This window comes from Pseudosulfitobacter sp. DSM 107133 (assembly GCF_022788695.1).
In the GTDB taxonomy this organism is placed as follows: domain Bacteria; phylum Pseudomonadota; class Alphaproteobacteria; order Rhodobacterales; family Rhodobacteraceae; genus Pseudosulfitobacter.
The window spans coordinates 540781-561488 of sequence record NZ_CP085155.1 but is presented as its reverse complement, the minus strand read 5'-3'; the positions used below and the strand labels follow the sequence as shown (position 1 = coordinate 561488).

The window sequence follows — 20708 nt, the reverse complement described above, 5'->3', positions numbered from 1 at the left end:
CTGAATTTGGATAATCTTCGGTCTTGGGCAGGTTATGCGCGTCCGACGCTGTCATAGGCGGTAAAGCCCGCGTCAAGCGCGTCTTGCGCTGAATAGACATTGCGCAGATCCGCCATGGACGCAACAGCCATAGACGCGGCAATGCGTTTCAGATCAAGCGCGCGGAACTCGTTCCATTCGGTCAAAAGCACAACCAGATCGGCCCCTTCGGTTGCGGCATAGGCATCGTCGACCCAGGTCACACCGGGCAGCAATTCTTCACCTTCGCGGTGGCCCTGGGGGTCTGTGACCGTGACCTTGGCGCCGCCCCCGACAAGGGCCGGTACGATGGTCAGCGAGGGGGCATCGCGCATGTCGTCAGTGTTGGGTTTGAACGTCACGCCCAGCACGCCAATGCGCTTGCCGTTAAAGCTGCCGCCGCACAAGTCGCGCAGCTTTTCGATCATGCGGCGTTTGACCTCTTCGTTCACCTTTATCACGGCTTCGGTGATCTGCATGGGCTGGCCGTGTTCCTGACCGATCCGCGCCAGTGCGCTGGTATCTTTGGGAAAACACGACCCGCCATAGCCGGGGCCTGCATGCAGAAACTTGTTGCCGATGCGCCCGTCCATACCCATGCCCTTGGACACTTGTTTGACATCCGCGCCGACCTTTTCGCACAGGGCCGCGATTTCGTTGATAAAGGTGATCTTGGTCGCCAAAAATGCGTTGGCGGCATATTTTATCATCTCGGCGCTTTCCAGATCGGTGGTGACGATGGGAAAGTCGCGCAGATACAGCGGGCGATAGATGTCTTCCATGACCTTAGCCGCACGATCGGTCTGGACGCCGACAACCACGCGGTCGGGCTTCATAAAGTCGTCAATCGCTGCGCCTTCGCGCAGGAATTCGGGGTTGGATGCCACATCGAAATCAAGATCTGGATTGGCGGCGGCGATCACGCTGGCCACTTTGCGATTGGTGCCCACCGGCACGGTCGATTTGGTGACGACGACAACATAGTCTTTCGCCGCGCGTGCGATTTCTTCGGCCGCGGCCATCACATAGGTCAGGTCCGCATGGCCGTCGCCGCGGCGCGTGGGCGTGCCGACTGCAATAAACACCGCATCCGCACCCGCGATGGCCTCTGCCAGATCCAGTGTAAACGTTAGCCTGCCAGCTTTGACATTGTTGGCCATAAGTTGTTCGAGACCGGGTTCGAAAATCGGCACTTCGCCCTGCTCAAGCATGTCGATCTTGCGCGGGTCCTTGTCGACGCAAATGACTTCATGGCCGAAATCAGAGAAGCAAACGCCCGAAACAAGCCCGACATAGCCGGTTCCAATCATTGCTATTTTCATCAGAATTTATCCGTTCAGCCACTATATGTTCATGGTGTGTTGGAAGAGCCTGCTCAGGTCAAGACCAAGCAGGGATTACGCCGCTGTATTTGCGGCGATACCACGCGGGTTGTTACAGGGCTGCATCGCCTGACGGCAGCCTTGTCGGTGGTCTTGGTGGGTAGGTCTGTCAGGGCCCCTTGTAGGCAAATCGGCACAAACGCAAAATCCCCGCCAATGCCTTGGCGGGGATCTTTTTTGGTTTCGGTTAGCCCGGTTTAGACGAAGATGAAATTGTCTTCGTCGAAGATGGTGCCAATGTCTGCTTCGCTGACGCCTTGCAGTTCGACGCTGTTGCCTCCGAAGTTGACCACAGCATTGCCCTCTGTGCTGGTGCCCAGGCTGGCCTGCAACGAAGTCATGTCAGTGATCGACGCAACCCCGGAGAGGTCAAGCACATCCATGTCGGTTGCGCTAAAGTCTGTCACCATATCGACACCGGAGCCATCCGCAAAGATGAAGACATCTGCGCCGTCCAGACCGATCAACCGGTCGTCGCCTGTGCCGCCGTCAAGGGTGTCCGCGCCCGATCCGCCGTTCAGCGTATCGTTGCCCGCCCCCCCGTTGAGGATATCCGCGCCGGTGTTGCCGTCGAGGTCATCGTTCATGGCGCCACCATCAAGGCTGTCGTCTCCGTTGCCGCCCGCCAGGGTATCGTCGCCGTCCCCGCCGTTCAACGTATCATTCAGGTCACCACCATCCATGAGGTCGTTTCCGCCGTCCCCGTTCATAAGGTCGGAGCCGTTGAGACCGAACATCGTGTCGTTGCCCAGACCACCGCCCATGTCGTCGCTGCCGTCGCCGCCGACAAGGCTGTCGTCGCCGCCATCGCCACGCATGGTGTCGTTGCCAAGGTTGCCCAGCAGAGTGTCGTTACCATTGCCACCGATGATGCTGTCGGTGTCGCCACCTCCGGTAAGGAAGTCGTCCCCGTCGAGACCGAGCAACGTGTCCTTTCCGGTGCCACCACGCAGTGTATCCGCGCCGCCGCCGCCGTTCAGGTCATCCGAGCCACTGCCACCCAGCAATACATCGTCTCCGAGGTTGCCCGCCAGGTTGTCGCTGCCGGTGCCCCCCGAGAGCGTGTCGTTGCCGGTGCCACCCGAAAGGGTATCGTTGCCACTGCCACCAATCAGCGAGTCATCGTCACCGTTGCCGCGCAGCACGTCCGAACCGAGCCCACCGTCAAGCGTATCGTTGCCCAATCCACCAAGCAGGGTATCGGAATTGCCCCCCCCGGTGAGCAGATCCGCCCCGCTGTCGCCGTCCAGCATGTCCATGCCGGCACCGCCTTCCAGCGTGTCGTCACCATCGCGGCCCCGCACGGTGTCATCGCCACCCAGTGCTGCGATCAAATCACCATCTGCGGATCCGACAAGGCTGTCGTTTCCTTCGGTCGCACCATCGGTGACGCCATTGATGGTGACTGTCACGCTTTGCAGGGTGCCGTCCTCTGACGCGACCGAGAAGCTGTCGGTCAGGGTTTCCCCGTCGCGCAGGCCGTTAACGTCAAGGTTGGTATCGTCAAGCGTGTAGGTCCACAGCCCCATCGCATCTATGGTGTAGCTGCCGTAGGCAACGCTTCCCATTGCCGCGATGAACGTGTCGTCAGTGCCATCCACATCTGTCGAAAGAAGTGTCCCCGAGATGTTGCCACCCGCGTCTTCCGTGGCTGTACCGGTAATATCTCCGGTAATAACCGCAGCATCATTGGCGCCGGTGATGGTGATGGTTGCCGTCTGGGCGATGGACCCGCCGTTGCCGTCGATGACGTCATAGGCGTAGGTGATGACCGCAGTTTCGCCAACCGCCAGAGCGTTATAGGCGCTCGGATCGACGGTGACCGTGGTGCCGGTCAGGGTGACGCCGCTGGTGTCGCCGGTGACCACCAGGTTGTCGATGGCAAGCGTGTCACTTGCATCCACATCCGTCGCGCCGTCCAGCAGGTTCAGCGAGAAGCCTGCATCGTCCTCGGTTGCCGTCGCGGTCAGAGCCGCCGCCACTTCCGGTGCATCATTGGCGCCGGTGATGGTGATGGTTGCCGTCTGGGCGATGGACCCGCCGTTGCCGTCGATGACGTCATAGGCGTAGGTGATGACCGCAGTTTCGCCAACCGCCAGCGCGTTATAGGCGCTCGGATCGACGGTGACCGTGGTGCCGGTCAGGGTGACGCCGCTGGTGTCGCCGGTGACCACCAGGTTGTCGATGGCAAGCGTGTCACTTGCATCCACATCCGTCGCGCCGTCCAGCAGGTTCAGCGAGAAGCCTGCATCGTCCTCGGTTGCCGTCGCGGTCAGAGCCGCCGCCACTTCCGGTGCATCATTGGCGCCGGTGATGGTGATGGTTGCCGTCTGGGCGATGGACCCGCCGTTGCCGTCGATGACGTCATAGGCGTAGGTGATGACCGCAGTTTCGCCAACCGCCAGCGCGTTATAGGCGCTCGGATCGACGGTGACCGTGGTGCCGGTCAGGGTGACGCCGCTGGTGTCGCCGGTGACCACCAGGTTGTCGATGGCAAGCGTGTCACTTGCATCCACATCCGTCGCGCCGTCCAGCAGGTTCAGCGAGAAGCCTGCATCGTCCTCGGTTGCCGTCGCGGTCAGAGCCGCCGCCACTTCCGGTGCATCATTGGCGCCGGTGATGGTGATGGTTGCCGTCTGGGCGATGGACCCGCCGTTGCCGTCGATGACGTCATAGGCGTAGGTGATGACCGCAGTTTCGCCAACCGCCAGCGCGTTATAGGCGCTCGGATCGACGGTGACCGTGGTGCCGGTCAGGGTGACGCCGCTGGTGTCGCCGGTGACCACCAGGTTGTCGATGGCAAGCGTGTCACTTGCATCCACATCCGTCGCGCCGTCCAGCAGGTTCAGCGAGAAGCCCGCATCGTCCTCGGTTGCCGTCGCGGTCAGAGCCGCCGCCACTTCCGGTGCATCATTGGCGCCGGTGATGGTGATGGTTGCCGTCTGGGCGATGGACCCGCCGTTGCCGTCGATGACGTCATAGGCGTAGGTGATGACCGCAGTTTCGCCAACCGCCAGCGCGTTATAGGCGCTCGGATCGACGGTGACCGTGGTGCCGGTCAGGGTGACGCCGCTGGTGTCGCCGGTGACCACCAGGTTGTCGATGGCAAGCGTGTCACTTGCATCCACATCCGTCGCGCCGTCCAGCAGGTTCAGCGAGAAGCCTGCATCGTCCTCGGTTGCCGTCGCGGTCAGAGCCGCCGCCACTTCCGGTGCATCATTGGCGCCGGTGATGGTGATGGTTGCCGTCTGGGCGATGGACCCGCCGTTGCCGTCGATGACGTCATAGGCGTAGGTGATGACCGCAGTTTCGCCAACCGCCAGCGCGTTATAGGCGCTCGGATCGACGGTGACCGTGGTGCCGGTCAGGGTGACGCCGCTGGTGTCGCCGGTGACCACCAGGTTGTCGATGGCAAGCGTGTCACTTGCATCCACATCCGTCGCGCCGTCCAGCAGGTTCAGCGAGAAGCCCGCATCGTCCTCGGTTGCCGTCGCGGTCAGAGCCGCCGCCACTTCCGGTGCATCATTGGCGCCGGTGATGGTGATGGTTGCCGTCTGGGCGATGGACCCGCCGTTGCCGTCGATGACGTCATAGGCGTAGGTGATGACCGCAGTTTCGCCAACCGCCAGCGCGTTATAGGCGCTCGGATCGACGGTGACCGTGGTGCCGGTCAGGGTGACGCCGCTGGTGTCGCCGGTGACCACCAGGTTGTCGATGGCAAGCGTGTCACTTGCATCCACATCCGTCGCGCCGTCCAGCAGGTTCAGCGAGAAGCCCGCATCGTCCTCGGTTGCCGTCGCGGTCAGAGCCGCCGCCACTTCCGGTGCATCATTAACCGGAAGCAGATCCAGATCCGCAGATGCCGTCGCCGTCAAGGCCCCGTCGCTCACCGTATAAGAGAAGGTGACAGCGCTGTTGTCGTTAAGCTCGGGGGTGTAGGTCCAGGTGCCATCACCGTTGTCGTCCAGCGATCCGTTGCCGGACGTCAGGCTCAGATCCGTGATCTCCAGCACCGCGTTGGCATCCGGGTCGGACGCACCGGCCAGCAGTTCCGCTTCGGTGATGACACGGGTGGTGTCCTCATCCGATGCGGTCAGCGTGACTGTTGCCGCTGCCGGGCCATCGTTGTTGCCGGTGACATTCACAGTCACGGTTGTTGTCGACTGGGCCGATCCGCCATCCTGCACGCTGTACTGGAAGGTAGCAGTATAAAGCGTACCTTCATCCAGGGTATCCGGAGCAGTCAGCGCATAGCTGCCATCTTGTCCCAGCGTGATGACCACACCGTCCACCGTCGTGATCTGATAGCCAGTCGCGGTTGCAATGGCCGTCGCTGTGACCGAGCTGGTCACGTTGATGATCTCGCGGGTGTCGCCAACATCCACATCCGTGTCGTTCGCCAGCAGGTTGCCAGAGACGGATGCAGCTGTGTCTTCGGTTGCGGTGATGGTATCGGCAACCGCTTTGATGTTGTCGTTGGTGCCGATGATCGTAACGCTGACTGTTGCGGTTTCGGTCAGCACCCCGTCGGTGACGGTGTACGTGAAGCTGTCAATCGCGCTTTGCCCTGCGGCCAGCTGGTTGAAGCGGGCCGTATTGGAGGTGAGGTTGTAGAACAGCGAACCGTTGGACTGCAGCGTGACTTCTGCGCCCCAATCTGTGGTGATGACCCCGGCCGAGGCGCCCACGAGGGCATTGCCGGATGCGTCGGCGGTGCCGGTGTCGTCCTTGACATCGGCCAGTGCACTAACCGTCAGGGAATCCCCGTCTGGATCGCTGTCGGCTGTACCTGCGGTCAACACGTTGCCTGTCGACAGGAAGCTGCCCTCGCCGACAATAAAGATATCGTCGGTCGGTGTCGGCGTATCGTTGCTGGCTGAGATGTCGAGAGAGACGGATTGCTGCATTGCAGTGCCGCCGTCACCATCGGTGAGGTCCAGCGTGATCGCGCGGCTTGCCGCGGGTTGGTCGCTGGTGGTGGCATAGGCCAGGGCTTGCACAACGGCCTGCACCTGCGCTTCGCTGACCAGTCCGGCAAAGGCAACCGAAAGCGTGCCGGTGCCGCTGCTCAGCGTGCCCACATCGGTGCCGCCAACGCTGACGGTGCTGCCTGTGACGGCAACGCTGCCTGCGTTGTCGAGGGACAGCAGATCGCTTGCATCGCCGCTGTCGACAGCCGCGGTGAAGACCGCGCCGTCATAGTCCAGCCCGTCGACATCGACCAGCGTGACCGCATCGGCCACCAGCGTCGGCACGGCGGGTGCCGCATCAACCGCTTCGACATGTGTCGGAGTGACCTGAGCTGCCACGTCAATCTCGGTTGCGTCGTTGACCGGGGTGACGGTGACCGCAATCACGCCGTTGTCGCTCCGCGCGGCGCCGGTGTCATCGGTGACCGTGTAGCTGATCGTCGCCAAACCGTTGAAGTTGGCGGCGGGGGTGAAGCTGATAACGGTGCCGGTGACGGTGACAGTGCCTTCGGCTGCGGGAACGGTTGCAGAGACGATGACCGCGTCGCCGTCCACCTCGGTGATCAGCGATGCCACATCAAAGTCTGTGGTCGCGGCATCTTCCAGCACCGTCTGGGTGTCGTCTGCGGCAACCGGCGCGTCATCGACGGCGGTGACGGTGACAGTGACAGTGTCGCTGTCCAAGAGGGTGCCTGCATCGTCGGTGACGGTATAGGCGATCTCGGCGTTGCCGTTGAAGTTCAGGGCAGGGGTGAAGGTGATGGAGGTGCCCGAGAAGGTCACAGTACCCTGCGCCGCAGGGACGCTGGCGGCCGTGACCGAATAGGTTTCGCCATCCACCTCGGTGACGAAGGGCGTCACGTCGATGATCACGGCAGTGTCTTCAGCGGTGGTATCCGTACCGGCAGCGGCATCGGGCGCATCGTCTACGGGGGTGACCCCGATGTTGACCACCTGTGTGACGCTTGCCATCTGATCGTCTGTGATGGTGACCGTGAAGCTGTCGAAGCCGCTTGTGTTGGTATCGGGTGTGTAGGTGTAGTCACCCGTCACGGCGTCAATTGTGACGATTCCATTGGCAGGCCCGTCGTCTATTTCCACGCTGTAAGCAATCGTGCTGCCTGCATCCACATCGGTTGCGACCACGGTGCCACTGACTGCAGTATCCTCGTCCGTTGTCACAGTGAGATCGGAGTCTGCCACTGTCACGACGGGCAGGTCGTTCGTCCCTTCCAGTTCGAACCGCAAGGAGCCAGTATCGCTTAGCCCTCCGGCGTCGGTGACTGTGAAATTCGCCAAGACAATCCCTGTCTGTCCGACGGCGAGCGATTGATAGGCCTCTACCGAAGCATCGAGGGTGAAGGCACCCGTTGCGGAATTGTAGCTGACACCGCCTGCGGCAATGTCGGCCAATGTGACACCATCAAGCGTTATACTGTCGAAGGAGAGCGAAGTGAGATCGACGTTGCCGTCCTCGTCCTGAACGATCGTGCTCAGTTCGACCTGTCCCGGCTCCAGCATTCCGGACACAGTGGTAAACGTCACGTTGAAGCTGGAGTCTTCATCCAAGCTGCCTTCTGAAAGGTCGAATTCGTCCGCCGCAACCGGCGCCTCGTTTACATCGGTTACGGTCAGGCTAAAGGCGGCGGAGTCGTCCGACCCCATACCCAGCGTGGCGTCATCTACCAGAACCGTTACGTCATAGACCCCGTCGCCGCCGAAGTCGTCAGGCGCTTCGAAGTTGGGTGAAGTCCCGTTGAAGTGCAGCTCTGGTCCCGATGTGCCCATCACAATTGTGAAGCGACCGGCATCGTCTCCCGCGAGGCTCAGTCCCTCGGTTCCCAGTGCATCGTCGGTGATGGTGATATCCGCCACCTTGACGCCACCGGTCAGATCCGTGTTTTCCGCAATCGTGACGACGGTGTTGTCGAGCGCCACCTCGGGTGCCTCGTTTACATCCGTCAGGTCGACCGAAATCGTGCGCTCGCTGAAGTTGCCCAGTGGATCGGTTGCCCGGACTGTCACTTCGTATGTGCGATCGGCACCGGTGTCAGTCGGCATTTCAAAATCAGGCGCAGAGACAAAGCGCAGGACATTGTCCTCTCCGATTTCAAAGGCCGCAGCATCATCGCCGCCAGTGATCGTGAAGACGATAGAGGCATCGTTGCTGTCCACGTCTGTCGCATCCAGCAGCACAACCGTGGTCTGGTTCTCTGCCGCAGACTGCGCCGCGTTGGTCTGGATCACCGGTGGCGTATCGTCGGCCACGAGGATGTCGATTGTGAAATCGGTGCTAGCCGTGCTGCCATCCTCGCTGGTGGCTTGCACGGTGATCAGGTGGCTGGTCTGGGTTTCAAAGTCGATGCCGGTGGCACCGGGTTCATCCGACAGGGTCACCGCGCCAGAAACGGCGTCGATTTCGAACCGGCCGCCCGCGTCGTCGGTCAGCGCATAGGTCACCCCGTTAAGAGTCGCGTCGCCGTCAACCGACAGTGCCATCAGACCGACATAAGTGCCCGCGGCCGCAGATTCCGAAATCTCGTTCGGGGTGAGCATGTCGTCATCGGCAGGTGCGGTTACGTCGAACTCATCCAGATCGTTGATGGTGATCGTGAATGTTGCCGGAGCGCTTGCCGCCCCGTTCTGTGGCGTTGCGGTCACCTCGATGGTGTAGCTGTCGCCGCCGGAGGCTTCGCGATCAATTGTCGCGCCAGTGGCGACGCTGACGGCACCATTCGCGCTGTCGATTTCGAACAGGCCCATGCCGGTGCCACCGGTGATGGCATAGCTCAGCGGAGCCGCAGTTACATCGGCGTCTGTCGATTGTGCAGAGATGCCCACGAGCGTTCCGGCTGTGGCGTTCTCGTCCACGTTGCCTTCGCCCATCGCGGTTGGGTCTGCATCGACGGGCAGGGTGGTGATGTTGTCATCCACATCTGCAACGTTGATTGTCACCTGCTGGGTGCCCGTCCCGCCGTTCTGATCGTCCGTCAGGATTGTCAGGACATGCTGGCCGCCGCCCACTGCTTCGGCATCAAGCGACATGCCATCCGCGAGTGAGATTTCGCCTGTGGTCGCGTCAATCTCGAACAGGCCATCGTCGTTGCCCGCGTTGATCGAGAAGACAAGTGTATCGCTGTCGTCGAGGTCTGTCGCTGTTGCGGTCGTGATGACCTCAAGCGCGTCGATATCCTCGTTCTGGGTGACGGTTACATCGCCTGCGGCGACGGGGCTGTCGTTGGTCCCGGTGATGGTGACGGTGATGGTCTGAGTGGTGGCTGCCGTGTCGGTGCCAGAGGCGTCGTCGGCTGTGACCTCATAGGCCAGCACAAGGGTTTCGCCGTCTGCGAGGAATTCAAACGCATTGTCGCCTGCTGTCCCCGAAGTGAAGCCCCAAGTCAGATCCGACCCTGCGCCATCGGCGTCAACGGTGTAGAGAGCCGCGAAGCCGGAGGTCGCGCCGCTTGGGCCGAAGCCGAGCATGCCCTTCAGTGCCGTCGCGGTCGGTGTCGAGTCACCCGCGTAGCTGCCCGATACCGCAACATCCGTTACGCTGAGCGTCACGTTGTCGATGAGATCCTCATCGGTGACACTCAGGTCGCCGGTTGCGGTGATTGTGCCGTCAAGCACGCCATCGGCCGCTTCGAAAACATCCGCGCCATCCTGGCCAGCAGCGGCAGAGATCACCGGGCGGTCGTTGCTGCCGACAATCTGGATGAGCACTGTCTGCGAAACAAAGGCACCGCTGTCGTCAAAAATACGGATCTCGTATTCTTGCGGGCTGCTACCCAGCGCTTCGCCCTCAGCAAGAGCGTTCAGCTGTGCATCGGGGATTGTGAAGCCCACACCGACGCTGCCTGTCGACACATTTCCGCCGGACGGCGTGAACGAGATCGTACCGGCATAACCAGACTCGGCAGGGATGAAGGCGAAGTTCGGCGTGCCGACGCTGTCTGCATCCTCGTAAGAGATCGTAGTGTTTGCGGTCACTGCCGTGCCTTCGGCATCCGGGCGTTCGCCGCTTGCCTCCAGCTGTTCCTTGGCGGTGATTGTCAGGCCGGGAACCACGCCAACGACAACGGGGGTGTCGTTCGCGCCGGTGACGTTGATGGTCAGCGGCGTTTCGGTGAACAGCCCCAGATCGTCGGTTGCGCGCAGATCGGTAGAGATCACGGGGGCCTCACCGGCGCGCAGGGCGTCGATACCAGCATCGTTGACGTCAAAGACATAGCCGCCCGTGGTTTGCACGGTCAGCGTGCCCAGCTCGATCAGACCAGCGCCCGCGGTGGTACCGACGGTATCGGCTGTGCGGTCGTAATAGAACGTCTGGCTTGTCTCACCTTCCACAACTGTTTCACCCGCAATGGTGAACTCTGGCACGTCGCCGGTGTCGCGGTCACTGGCCGTGGCCGTACCTGTCAGATCTGGAATGCTGTCGGCTGCGACCGTATCAACGACGCTGCCCGGAGCGATTGTGTCGATTTCCGGCGTGTCATTGGCAGGATTCACGGTGACCGTCATCGTTGTCGGGTTGGCGCCATCGTCGTCGTAGACCAGGACATCAAATTCGACCACGATCGGGGCGCCTGCGGGGGCCGCGTTGATTGCCGTGCTGTTTACTTCGAATGTGTAATTGCCGTTATTGTACAGTTTCAGTACGCCGTATGGGCTGGTAAGCGTCTCAAACCCGCCACCTGCATCCGAGCCGCTCGAACTACCACCGCCGAGGCTGTAGAACAGATCTGTGTCATCCTCGTCCACATCGGTTGCAACGAAGGTGCCCGCGACATCACCAAAGGTGTCATCTGCGCTAGTATCGGCGTAGGTGACAAGGTTAGCAGCGCCCAGAACCGGCAGGTCGTTCGCACCTGTCACGGTCAGGGTGAGCACCCCGTCATCCGAGGCACTTGCGCCGTCGGTCAAGGTAAAGCCGAGCTCCAGCGACAGCGTGTCGCCTGCATCCAGGCTTTGGTAGAATGCGGCTGTCCCGTCTACAGATATTTCATTCGTCAGGCTGTCATAGCTCAGACCGAGGGTGGCAAAGGTTTCGGACATGCCGTTCACCATCGCCGTGCCCGCAAAGCTGATCGAGGACAGGTCGATGTTGCCATCGGGATCGCTGCCGAACTCTGCGAGAGAGATCTCGCCCATGCCTGCGGTGCCATTGACGATGGGAATGTCGATATTCAGGTCTTCGGCCAGGGAGGGCGCCGCTGTAAAGTCATTTGCAGTCGGCGTATCGTTGCTGGCTGAGATGTCGAGAGAGACGGATTGCTGCATTGCAGTGCCGCCGTCACCATCGGTGAGGTCCAGCGTGATCGCGCGGCTTGCCGCGGGTTGGTCGCTGGTGGTGGCATAGGCCAGGGCTTGCACAACGGCCTGCACCTGCGCTTCGCTGACCAGTCCGGCAAAGGCAACCGAAAGCGTGCCGGTGCCGCTGCTCAGCGTGCCCACATCGGTGCCGCCAACGCTGACGGTGCTGCCTGTGACGGCAACGCTGCCTGCGTTGTCGAGGGACAGCAGATCGCTTGCATCGCCGCTGTCGACAGCCGCGGTGAAGACCGCGCCGTCATAGTCCAGCCCGTCGACATCGACCAGCGTGACCGCATCGGCCACCAGCGTCGGCACGGCGGGTGCCGCATCAACCGCTTCGACATGTGTCGGAGTGACCTGAGCTGCCACGTCAATCTCGGTTGCGTCGTTGACCGGGGTGACGGTGACCGCAATCACGCCGTTGTCGCTCCGCGCGGCGCCGGTGTCATCGGTGACCGTGTAGCTGATCGTCGCCAAACCGTTGAAGTTGGCGGCGGGGGTGAAGCTGATAACGGTGCCGGTGACGGTGACAGTGCCTTCGGCTGCGGGAACGGTTGCAGAGACGATGACCGCGTCGCCGTCCACCTCGGTGATCAGCGATGCCACATCAAAGTCTGTGGTCGCGGCATCTTCCAGCACCGTCTGGGTGTCGTCTGCGGCAACCGGCGCGTCATCGACGGCGGTGACGGTGACAGTGACAGTGTCGCTGTCCGAGAGGGTGCCTGCATCGTCGGTGACGGTATAGGCGATCTCGGCGTTGCCGTTGAAGTTCAGGGCAGGGGTGAAGGTGATGGAGGTGCCCGAGAAGGTCACAGTACCCTGCGCCGCAGGGACGCTGGCGGCCGTGACCGAATAGGTTTCGCCATCCACCTCGGTGACGAAGGGCGTCACGTCGATGATCACGGCAGTGTCTTCAGCGGTGGTATCCGTACCGGCAGCGGCATCGGGCGCATCGTCTACGGCGGTGACCCCGATGTTGATGGTGATCGCGTCCAATCCGCCCTGTCCGTCAGTCACATTGATAATGAAACTGTCGGGGCCGTTGGTGTTTGCGTCGGGGGTATAGGTGTACTCACCTGACGTCTCGTTGATTGTCACCGATCCGTTCGCCGCATCGGTGCCGACAGCATAGGTCAACGTGTCGCCATCGCGGTCAGCGGCCACGACGGTACCGGTGAACGGCACATCCTCATCGGTTGTCGGCGCATTGTCCGTGGCAACCTCGTCGATCACGGGCGCGTCGTTTGTGCCGGTGATGGTGACGGTCAGTACCTGCGACGCGGTGCCGTCAAATGAGGCGACGGTGATCGTGTCGTCGATGCTTTGGCCGACGCCCAGATCCTGTACCACATCCAACGCGTTGTTGAGCGTGTAGGTCCAGTTGCCTGCGGTATCTACTTCGAAGGTGCCATAGGCGTTGTCGCCCGCGGTGCCCGCTGCAATCGCGCCAAAGGTGCTTTCGCCGGTGTCAGGATCGGCAATGGTGATCTGGCCGCTGGCGGTCAGATCCATCGCGTCTTCTGCGACTGTGCCCGTGGCAGTACCTGCGATTGTTGGTACGTCGTTGGTGCCGTTGATGGTGATGACGACATTTTGGGTGTCGGTTGCACCTGCGCTGTCGGTGGCCGTCAACGTGTAGGTCAGCTCAAGCGATTGCGTTGCGGTCAGGTAATCGAAAGCCTCCATTCCGCTGTCAAAGGTCCAGGTGACCTGTTCGCTTGTTTCGGTGGCATCTAGGTCACCCGCGACGCTCAGCATCGCCTGAAGCGTGGCATTGTCGAGTGTGCCCGCGCTGCCGGAGGTGACGGCAACCGAAATCCCGTTGACCGAGACAGTGTCGCTCAGATCGACATCGCTCAGCGTCAGGGTGCCGGAGGCCGTCAGACCAGCGTCAGTCTCGGCAAGGGTGTCGGCGTTGCTGTCGCCCATGCCGGTCAATCCCAATGTCGGGCTGTCGTTGGTGCCGGTCACGGTAAAGGTGACATCCTGCGTGGTCACGCCGTCGGTGTTGCCGTCGTCGATGGTCACGGTGAACGTCAGCGCCAGCGCTTCGCCGTCTGCCAGGAAGTCGAAGTCAGCATCATTGATGTCATAGGTCCAGTCGACGGAGTTCGCCACCGTCTGGGCCATGTTCGCGGCAACGACGCTGGCCGCGTCGATCGCAAAGGTGCCGGTGGCACCGCTGTAGCCGACAAGAGCATCACCATCGAGTGTGGCCGAAGCAAAGGCACTGGTGACGGTGTGTGTATCCGCAGTGATTGCGGGATCGCCTGCCGCAAGTGTCGAGACATCTGCATCGTCAAAGCTGATCGATCCGGTCAGCTGCTGCGTGGTTGCGGCAGCCGTCGCGTCGGTATCCAGATCTTCGGTCACGGCGGTTGTGCCGCTGACGACCACATTCGCCGGGGCGTCATTGACGCCGGTAAAGGTGATCACGATGGGACGGGAGGTTTCCAGATCGCCGTCGGTGATGGCAACCTCATAGGACTGGGTAAAGACTTCGCCTTCGGCCAGGTTCTGCAACACGGCGTTACTGATGTTGAACGAATAGAAGACCGAGCCATCGCTGCCACCCGAAGGCGCCAGGGAACCGGCCGAGAAGGTACCGACATAGTCGGCCAGCGAGGCGGCACCGTCTCCGGTGCCCTCAACTGCGGTGACCGTCACCGAAAGTGCCGCTGTATCGGTGGGCTCGATGTCATTGAAAGTGATGGCCCCGTTCAGGCTGGTGGTGCCGTCTTCAGTGATGTCGGCCTCAAAGTCTTCGGTATTGACGATATAGGGTGCGTCGTTCACCCCATTCACGCGCACAACGGTGGTCAGCGGCGTGTCGACAAAGGTTGTCCCGTCGGGCGAAGTGGTGCGCACGGTGTAGCTGAGCGTAACGTCAATGAACGCCCCGTCATCAAGTGCGTCGAAGACGGCGGCGTTGCGGTTGAAAGTGACCACATCACTGTCGGACGTCAGACCGCCAAAGGCAGCTTCGACGTCGGCAGCAGCATAGCCCGCGGGCAGCGAGCCGCCAACAGAGATCGACGGTGTGCCGGTGGTGCTGCGGGTATCGTTGGTGTCCAGCTCTTCATCGACGTTGGTTACCCAGATTTCCGAGGTGGTATCCACGCCCGTGCCCAGCAGGTTGACGGTGACGTCATCGGCAAGGCTGGGGCCAGTGGCCGCGCCATCTTCAATGACCAGCGAGTCACCTTCGTCAAAGCTGTTTTGCGTGTCAGCGGTGATGGTTGGCGCGTCGTCGCTGCCGGTGATCGTGATGGTGACCGGGCGAACGGGCGAAGTGTCCGGCTGGTTGTTGATGTCGCCGCCGCCGCTGGCGCTGTCGTCTTGCGCAGAGACGTAGAACACCAATGTCAGTGTTTCACCCGCACCAAGGAAATCAACCTGGGTATCGGCCAGGCTATAGGTCCATTCGATCGTGTCGTTGTCGGTGCTGTTGTCGACCGAAAAGGCGTTTTCAAGCGCGGCCAGCAATGCGGGGTTGCTGATGGTCCCGGCAGAGGACGGAGTCCCTCCGTTGTTGGTCCCGTTCAGATCCGTCCAGGTTACCGTATCAAGATAAGCGTTCGGTGTGTGTGTGTCACTGGCATCTCGATCGGAAATGGTCAGCGTGCCATTGGTTTCCAAGTTGCCCATAACAAGCATATCGGATTCCGTCACGGCGCCGGTGTCGCTGTCGCCCGCGCCAATTTGTACAGAGGGGAGATCATTCGAACCGGTGACCGTGACAGTCACGGTTTGGGTGTCGGTGGTGGTGGTGTCATCGCTGGTGATTTCATAGGCCAGCGTCAGGACCTCGTCTTTGGCCAGATAGTCGAACAGGGTCGATTCAGCGCTGAAGTTCCAGGTTGCCTGGTTGGACCCGTTGCCGGATGCGTCGTTGGTCAGCGTGCCGTTTGCAATCTCGACAAGAGCTTGCAACGTTGCATCATCAATCGCGCCAAATTCGCCCAGTACACCCGAGGCTGTGACGCCGGTGACGGTGGTTGTCACGGTTTCATTGCCGTCGACGTCCGAGATGGTCAGCGTATCGCTGGCAGTGAGGGTGCCGCTGCCTTCGGTGACCGCGCCGGTGATGCCGTCACCGGTTTCAACCGTGATGGTGGGTGCATCATTGCTGCCCGCGACCGTTACGGTCACGTCGATTTCGTCAAAGCCGCCCAGGCCGTCGGCCACGCGCACGGTGAATACATCGTTGACGCTTCCGCTATCGTCAAGCGCCTGCGTCGCCGCGAATGAATCGCCCAATGTGTAGGTCCACGCACCCATATTGGTCAGCGTCAGCGTGCCGTATGTGCCGATAACCTGCGCTGAGGTGGCTGGATTCGCTGTTGTGAGGGCGCCGGTATCGCCGTCCACGATGGACCAGATTTTGGCATCGTCATCGGTGGTGGGCGCATCGGAATCGACATCCGTCACAGTGAACGAGCCGGAAGCAGACGCGTCGCCTGCGACCCCGTCACCGATTTCTGTGACATCGGTATCTGGCAGGGCATCGGCGGTGACCACCGGGGCGTCATTGGTGCCGGTGATGTTGATGGTGACGGTTTCGGTGTCTGTGCCGCCGTTGCCGTCAGCAACCTCGACCTCGAAGGTTTCCGAGACGGATTCCCCCTGGTACAGCGCATCGACCGCGGGCGACTCGTTCGCCAGCGTAAAGGTCCATGCGCCGGAGGCGTCGACGCTGAACGTGCCGTAGGTGCCGATGATTTCGCCGCCCATGCCGATGATTTGCATGCCACTCACATTGGCCGACCACGTCAAGTCAGTATCGTCTGCATCCACGTCGCTGGCGGTAAAGCTGCCCGTTGCGGAAGGCGTGCCCGCGCTGGCAGCGTTTTCGCTGTCAACACCAGCTTCGACGACTGTCCCCACCGCTTCGACCACGGTGATTTCGGGCGCGTCGTTGCTGCCTGTAATGTTAACGGTAAGTGTCTGTGTTGCTTCGTTTTCTGCACCACCCGTGCGGTTGGCAATGGTGTAGTTGAAGGTTTCCGAAGTCAGATCGCCGCCGTCCAGCGCCTGGGTGTCTGCGTCCAGATCGTTCAACTCGTAACGGTAATCGCCGGTCGCTGTGACATAAAGCGTGCCATAGGTGCCTTCGATCGCCGCTTCGTTCGAAAGCATACCGCTGTCAAAGGTCAGATTGCTCTGCGCATCACTTCCTGCGGAGCCCTTGGTGATTAGCAAATCAGCCGTTTCGCCGTCATCCGCATCGGCCCAGTTCATACCCGACACGTTCAGCGAGCCGGTTGCGTTTGATGTCCCGGGGATGCCGTCACCAGCCTCGACCACACCACCAACGGTACTGGCGGCGGCGATGGTTGGCACGTCGTTGCTGCCGGTAACAGTGATCGTGACGACCTGCGTGTCGACGCCTGCCGCGGTGCTGCTGTCGGTGGCCGTCAGCGTATAGGCCAGCTCAAGAGTTTCACCTTCGTTAAGGAAATCGAATGCGCTTGTGGCAGTGATGCCCGCGCTGAATTTCCAGGTGAAATCGGATGGTGCGGATTCAGCTGCTGCCATTGCATCGGTGGCAGTGCCGGGAGTGCCGGATGTACCGTCACCCGCGACAACCTGCATGAAGCCAAGCAAGTCGGTGCCCTCGAGCGGATTCGTCCCGGTGAAAGTGCCAGAAGTTGCGACCGAGGTGACCTCAACGACAACGGTATCGGTGGCGTCTGTGTCCGCGACGCTCAACGTGCCTTCGGCGGTCAACGTCTGGTCCGCCATCGACGGATCAACAACTTCGGTTACGCTTGCGCCAATCTCTGTGCCAGAGATTACGGGCAGGTCATTTGTGCCTTCGATGGTGATGGTTACACGCTGTGTAAACGACTGTGCGGGCGAGGTGTTGGTCTCGGTGACGATCACGTCATAGGTCTGAACGATGGTCTCGCCTTCGGCCAATGCGTCAATGGTCGCCATTTGCGCGGCCGAAACACCGGCGGGCAGCGGGGCGCCGACGTTGAAGTTCCAGGCGACTGTACCGGCGCCGTCACCGGTGATCGGATCATCGAAACCAGCCGAGAAGAAGCCAAGGAAGCCGCCCGACCCGGTGGTCGAGATGTTGGAAACCGTGACCGAATGGGTGTTGCCGGTGTCGTCGTCGGTGACGGTAAAGGTGCCGTCTGTCCCGAAGGGCACGGCGTTCTCGCCCGCGCCATCAGCGCGTTCCTTGACGGTGTCGGCGTCGGTGTTCGGACCTGCGCCCAGCTCTGGCGCATCATTCAGATCGTTCAGGTTGAAGGTCAACGTCGACAGGGTGATGTTGCCTGCGTTGTCGGTCCCTGCGACCTCGATCACGATAGATGGATTTTCCTCGCGGTCAAAAAACGCGCGTGCGGCCTCGTTGTCGCTGATCCGCAGCGTCAGGCCATCGAATTCGACATGAGTGTTGATTTCTCCCATACCTGAAAGGGCATAGGTGGTGCCGTCGGTACCGTCGAGCGTCACCAGATCAATCGCGCCAGCTGTCGCTTGCGCCTGATCGGGGATCTCGTCGAAGGCGACTGTCGCGGTCTGCGCGGCGGATGTGTCGGTATCAATGGCAGTCTCGGTGGTGATCGGCGACCCCATGCTCAGCACGTTGCCCGCAGCGTCAGCGGCATCGGTTACGGTCACTTCAATGTCGGCCAGATCAACGTCTGTGTCGGCCACGTCATAGGTCAGGGTCAGCGCGGTGCCGTCAACGGACCAGCTGCGCGCGACGGTTGCGCTTTCGGTCAGGCCGGTGCCTGCGGTAAAGATGGCAATGGACGGATCTGTAGCGGTGTCCATTTCTTCCGAGAAGGTGATGGTCAGCTCAACGGTCCCGCCAGTATCGGCATCAAGAATCGTGCCGTCCACGCCGGTGCCACCTGAAATCGCGGCAGAAACCACGGTGGGCGCAGTGTAATCCGCCGAGAAGGAATTAATAGGAGCAGGGGATGTCGTGTTGCCGGCCGTGTCTGTGGCCACGATCGCAGCCGAAAGTGCGCCGTCACCCAGGCTTACGGACTCTGCTGTGTTCAGCGTCACGGTGCCGTTGCCGGAAACCGCTTTGACCACATCGCCAGCCGTGCCGGTGATGGTCAGTTCGGCAGCGGTGTTCGTGTCAAGTCCGCTCACGCTGATCGCGACGGTTTCAGTGCCGCCGTAAACTTGATCACTGCCAGCGTTCACAAAGGCAATCGAAAGGTCGTCGCCAACATCTGCATCGGTGTCAATGGTGACGGGAAGCCCCGCTGATGCCGTGCCGATGTTGCCGGCCGCATCGGTTGGGAGGGCGGCAACGCTATACACAGCATCGGTCAGAATGTTTGCCGTGATTTCTGCCAGACCGTCGGTTTCGGTGCCCGTGACTTCATAGGCCGCCGAAATTGTAGCGCCGCCCGCGTTTTGATCAATCAGGGTTACAAATTCGCCAGCGCTCAGGCCGGACACATCGACCGAAAACGTCGGAGTCGTGTCGTTGGTGGTGTCATCGTTGTTAATATTGCTGTCAGAGGTCGCCAGCAGATCGGGCACGCCCGGTGTTGCGGGTGCTGTGGTGTCCAGCACGATGTCGAGGTCGCTGGTTGCCACAAGGACAGCCGGGGCGCCACCGTCATCGGTGATATCGCCAGTGTAGCCTGTCACCTCAAGATCGGCTTCGTCATCGGACGCCCCGACGGTGTAGGTGTAGGTCAGCGTGTTGGTGCCAGAGCCGCTGTCATAGGTCGCGCTACGCGGACCGGTCAGGGTCAGCGCGGACAAGTTTTCTGTCACGACTTCGTCAAAGGTCACGGTAAAGGTGATGGTTTCACCCTCGGCAAAGAGGCCGTCACCGTCTGCGGTGACGGTCCCTACGGGGGCAACGTTGGTCACATTGAACTGGACCGCTTGCGAGGTGAAAGCACCCTCGGCATCGGTCGCGCGAACGGAAATTGCATAGGTGTTGTTGGCGCCGTCATCTGTGGGATTTTCGAAATCGGGGGCTGCACTAAAGCTAACTTCGCCGGTGCTTGAATCGATCGTGAATTTGCCATCGTCAACGCCGCCATCGAAGGAATAGGTAATCCCGGCATCTGCGGCGCCACCATCATCTGTGGCTTGCGCGTCAAAGACCACGCCGGTTTCACCTTCGGCGACGCTGATCGGGCTGGCCACTGTGCCGAAATCGGGGGCATCGTTGGTGATTGTGGCACCAGCGACACCATCATCGGCGCCAAATGCCGTCATGCTGACCTCGTCAGGGGCTTGCGCCAGCAAGGACACGCTTTCACCGCCGCTGCGTTCCCAATAAATCACTTCGATCGTGTGGGTACCTGCCGAAAGGTTGACCGTCGAGGTGTCGTTCCAGCCGCCCGGAACGCTGCCTGGGTCACTTTCATCAAAGCGCGAATTGATCTCTACTCCGTCGATGATCAGGATGATCCCGTCATCGGCCGCAATCTGGAAATCCCAGTCGCCGACTTTTGCGGGTGATACGTTGAATGTTCCGGTATAGCGGACCGCAAAGTCATCGACGCCGGGGGACAGAATGCTGACATAATTTACATGGCCATCGGACCGAGTCGCTTGGCCGGTTCCGTCGAAGATCAGCGCGCGGGCGTCGGCATTGCTGTCAATAACGGTCGTCGCATTTGCGGTGACATATTCGTAATAGAAACCATTGGTACCTGTGGATGTGACGGCCATGAGAGTGCTCCTGTCGGGAATTTCTTATTGGGTTTATCTGGGTGCAGCGCGCTATTGAGCGGGCGAAGTGGCGGGTCCGGGGCATGCGTGCAGCGACCGGAATTGAATTTCTGTTTTGGAACGGCGGACGGGCGCGCGCGTTGCGTTGCCGCAATGCAGGTTCCCTGTATTCGGACAAGATTTCCGAATTGCAGAGTCCCGCCCTGAGAAGACAGCGTGAATTAGGATTTTCGGGATTTGTAGAAGCGCCACACGCGCGAAACTTAAATACACAAATGCCTCTTTCTTGAAACACGCGACAAAAAATGATCCGGCGGAAACTGGTCTCCGCGCGGGTAGATGCAAAATGACA

Annotated in this window: 2 protein-coding genes; both read right to left on the bottom strand. The window is 60.9% G+C overall.

Translation table 11 applies throughout. The features are described 5' to 3' along the window. Positions 1–32: 32 nt before the first annotated feature. Complete coding sequence (locus DSM107133_RS20045) at positions 33–1340, bottom strand: UDP-glucose/GDP-mannose dehydrogenase family protein (protein WP_114294616.1); 1308 nt, start codon at positions 1338–1340, stop codon at positions 33–35. 257 nt (positions 1341–1597) lie between these two features. Beyond that, positions 1598–20356 carry a VCBS domain-containing protein gene (locus tag DSM107133_RS20040; protein ID WP_243253601.1) on the bottom strand — a complete coding sequence of 6253 codons (18759 nt, stop codon included), beginning with the start codon at positions 20354–20356 and terminating at the stop codon, positions 1598–1600. Positions 20357–20708: the final 352 nt, after the last annotated feature.

Coding starts and splice junctions, on each gene's coding strand:
- DSM107133_RS20045 (WP_114294616.1), bottom strand. CDS start 1,340: ATGAAAATAGCAATGATTGGAACCGGCTATGTCGGGCTTGTTTCGGGC.
- DSM107133_RS20040 (WP_243253601.1), bottom strand. CDS start 20,356: ATGGCCGTCACATCCACAGGTACCAATGGTTTCTATTACGAATATGTC.